The 3,868-nt window shown below is 68.3% G+C and carries 2 protein-coding genes and 1 pseudogene; 1 reads left to right on the top strand and 2 read right to left on the bottom strand.

Annotation, left to right across the window (positions count from 1 at the left end):
* A partial coding sequence (locus J9611_RS14780) for an HNH endonuclease signature motif containing protein (protein ID WP_211881208.1) occupies positions 1 to 1,503 on the top strand: 1,503 nt, incomplete at its 5' end.
* Between the two features lie 166 nt (positions 1,504 to 1,669).
* On the opposite strand, the pseudogene J9611_RS14775 reads toward J9611_RS14780, so the two are convergent.
* Together J9611_RS14775 and J9611_RS14770 are read right to left on the bottom strand one after the other, a co-directional pair.
* Positions 1,670 to 3,114, bottom strand: a pseudogene (locus tag J9611_RS14775) (APC family permease).
* Between the two features lie 160 nt (positions 3,115 to 3,274).
* The coding region (locus J9611_RS14770; RefSeq protein ID WP_211881207.1) for a flavin monoamine oxidase family protein at positions 3,275 to 3,868 on the bottom strand (594 nt) is incomplete at its 5' end.

Below are 3,868 nucleotides of genomic sequence, written 5' to 3'. Positions count from 1 at the left end.
GATCCGTTGCGGAATCTGGCCGATGACTGCCTGGACGGGCTCGCCGCCGTGGCGCGGCTGGAAGCCCGGACCGCGGCGCTGAAGGTGCGGCTGGCCGCGGACTACATGCACGCAACCAGGGCCCTGGCGCCCCCGGCGGCGTCCCCGCAGGAACACGCCGCCCAGGACATGGCCGTAGTCGCTGAGGTCGCCTGCGTCCTGACCGTCAGCGAACGCACCGCCGGAGCCCTCCTGTCCGAATGCCAGGCCCTGACGACGGCACTGCCGCTGACCCTGGCGGCCCTGCAGGCCGGGGCGATCTCCTGGCAGCACGCCCGGATCCTCGTCGAGGAAACCACCAGCCTGGATCCCGCCGGGGCGGCCGCGCTCGAAGCGCACTTCCTGGACCCCGACGCGCCGGACCCCGCCCGCGGGTGCCCGGCCGGGGACCTCGTCCCGTCCCGGTTCCGCGCCAAGGCACGCACCTGGCGCGAACGCCACCACCCGGTCAGCATCGAACAACGCCACACCAAAAGCGCCGAAGACCGGCGCGTCGACTACACCCCGGACCGGGACGGCATGGCCTGGCTCTCCGCCTACCTCCCGGCAGACACCGCCACAGGGATCTGGGAACGGACCACCGCCGCCGCCCGCGCCCTCCAAGGCCCCCACGAGGCCCGGCCCCTCAGCCAGCTCCGCGCCGACATCACCGCCACCTGGCTCCTCACCAGCCACACCCCCGGCACCGGCACCGGCGGAACGGCCGACGGCGGAACCGGCGGGGGTGGGTGCAGGGCCGGGGGTGGGTGCAGGGCCGGGGGTGTCCCGTCCCCGAGGGCGCAGGTCCTGATCACCGTCCCGGTCCTGTCCCTCCTGGGCGCCACCGACGAACCAGCCGTCCTGGACGGGTACGGGCCGATCCCGCCGTCCATGGCCCGCCGGCTGATCACCGACGGCGCCGGCTCCTTTTACCGCGTCCTGACAGACCCCCGTGACGGCGCCCCGCTGGAAATCGGACGGACCAGCTACCGCGTCACGAAGGCCCAGCGCCAATGGCTCCGCCTCCGCGATGGCAGGTGCCCCTTCCCCGGCTGCAGCAACCACTCCCTGGACAACGAAGCAGACCACCTCCTGGCCTGGGCCGACGGCGGCAACACCGGCATCTCCAACCTGGGCCAGCCCTGCCCCAGGCACCACCGCCTCAAACACGACTCCTCCTGGAAACCAACCGGAGCCAGCAAGGACACCCCACCAGGATGGACCTCACCCTCAAAACGGCACTACCCCAGCGAACACCAGGACTGGGAACCACCCCACTGGCCACACCACATCCTGACCACAGACACAGGCCCGGACCAACACCCGCCCGCAGACCCAAAACTGGAACTGCCCCCGGACCCGTTCCCCGAATGGCATCAATTCACGGCCGAGCATCCACTGCACGCCGCAGACACGGACGATCCGGGCTGGCCAGCACTACCCGGGGACCCCTTCCCGGAATGCTTCCTGTCCCAATGCGTCTGATCAACTCCAATGCGCCTGATCAACCGGTCGAGGGCCGTTTCGGCGCGGTCACCCAACGAAGTTGGTGGCATCCTTCCTGCCGTTTGAGCGCTGGGCTGCGGAGGAACAGAGAGCACCCGCGTGGTCACCAACTGACAGGTATGCCGATGAGCATCGCATAATCCAGCTACAGGCCCCTGGCGAGGACCTGGCCCTTGAAGAATCCGGGCCGGAGCCTGGACATCACGAGCATGAGCACCACGCCCAGCAGGATCACGCCCATGCCCAGGATGAACACCAGGCCCAGGCCGCCGATGGATGATCCGGAGCCGTACCCGGGGTCCATGGAGTCGTAGGCGGTCTTGAAGAACATCACCAGCAGGATCACGCCGCCCAGCAGCGGTGCCAGGAACTTGAAGAAGAACGCCCGGGCTCCGCTGAAGGCCTGGGCGCGGAAGAACCAGACGCAGGCCAGGGCGGTGACGCCGTAGTAGAAGCAGATCATCATGCCCAGCGCCGTGATGGTGTCCCACAGGGCGTTCTCGGACGTGGTCCGGGTGATGACGTAGAACGCCGCGGCGGCAACTGCGGCCGCGATCGTCGCGTAGCTCGGGGACTTGTACGTGGGGCTGATCCTGCCGAACTTGTGCGGCAGCGCCTGGTAGTGGCCCATAGCGAGGAGTGTCCGGGCCGGGGAGACGAAGGTGGACTGCAGCGAGGCGGCGGAGCTGCTCAGGATGGCCAGGGACATCAGGATGGCGAACGGGCCCATCACGGGTCCGGCGAGGACGGCGAAGATGCTGCCCTGGTTCTCCGGGTTTCCGGCGCCCAGCCCGGTGTCGCCGACGCCCGCGAAGGACAGGGTGGCCAGGGCGACGGTCATGTAGATGACCACGATGACCAGCACCGTGACGGTGGCGGCGCGGCCCGGCGTCTTCTCCGGGTTCTTCGTCTCCTCGTTCATGGTCAGGGTGACGTCCCAGCCCCAGTAGATGAAGATGGACAGCGACACCCCTGCCGCGAAGGTGGAGAAGGAATCGACGGCAAACGGGTTGAACCAGTCGGGCGAGATTTGGGTGGCGTCAAAGGCCGTACCGTTGGCGACGTGGCTGAACGCGGCCACGTCGCCAACCAGCCGAGGACCAGCAGCTGGAAGGCCACCAGCACGTACTGCACGGTCTTGGTGGTTTCCATGCCGCGGTAGGAGATCCAGCAGGCCAGCGCAATGAACACCAGCGTCGTGGCGATATTGAGCGGCAGGATCTTGCTCAGGTCGGCAAGGTCCGGATTGCCGAAGAGCTGCGCCAGCATGAGGTAGAAGAAGTCGACGGCGACTGCCGCCAGGTTGGAGAGCACGATGATGGTCGCCGCAATCAGGCCCCAGCCGCCCATCCAGCCGATCCACGGCCCGAACGCCCGGGAGGCCCACGTGAAGGAGGTTCCGGCGTCGGGCATGGCGTTGTTGAGTTCGCGGTAGCCGAGCGCCACGAGAAGCATCGGGATGAATCCCACGAGGAAAATCGCCGGCAGGTGCACGCCGACTTCGGACACGGTGGGGCCCAGGGCCGCCGTGAGGGTGTAGGCCGGGGCGATGCAGGACACGCCGATGACGACGGCGCCGATCAGCCCCACCGACCCGGCTTTCAGTCCTTTGTCGCTCAGCGTCTTGGGCGGCGGTTGTGCCTATTCTGTTGCAACTGTCATGCGGTTGCCCCTCCTGGGGAGTCATTCGACGTTGAATGGATTGGCATGGGTGGGTAGTGGCCGGCGGCGACCATCACCGGCAGCGTTCTCAGACCGCCGCGGGCGTACGGTCCGCGGCGACGATGCGGGCCGCCGTCCGGCGCCCCATCCGCACGGCGCCGTCCACGTGCTGGTAGCCCTCGGCGGCAAGGTCGGAGGAGGACCAGTAGATCGGGCCAACGGGTGCGTGCTGGTCCTTGCCGTAGCGGTGGAGGCCGCCGAGGTCGTAGCTGGAGGCGTAGGCGCCGCGGGTCCATTCCTCCGAGCCCCAGTCGGACTCGTAGTAGACCTCAGGCGTCAGGGCCTTCCCGCCGAGGAAGCCCGCGATGGATTCCAGGACGGCCCGCTTGCGGTCTTCGGCGCTGAGCTCGAACACCGCGTCGGCCTTCTCATCCGAGATGAAGCCGACCAGGGTGCCGCGCGGATCCTCATGGTTGGTGTTGTCGTAGACCTCCTGGACCAGGGATCCGGCGCCGAAGCCGGTGCCGGACAGGCCGGCTTCCCGCCAGAACGGCGAGCTGTACACGGCGTGGACCTTGATGACCAGGCCGAGTGACTGGTGCTGGTGCATCTGGTGCTGGCGGCGGGGCAGCGGCGGGTTGAAGGAAACCCGGGAGTACAGGTTCGGCGGGACGGCCATGAT

The organism is Pseudarthrobacter albicanus, assembly GCF_018224015.1.
Lineage (GTDB): Bacteria > Actinomycetota > Actinomycetes > Actinomycetales > Micrococcaceae > Arthrobacter > Arthrobacter albicanus.
This window is presented reverse-complemented; position numbering and strand designations above follow the sequence as displayed.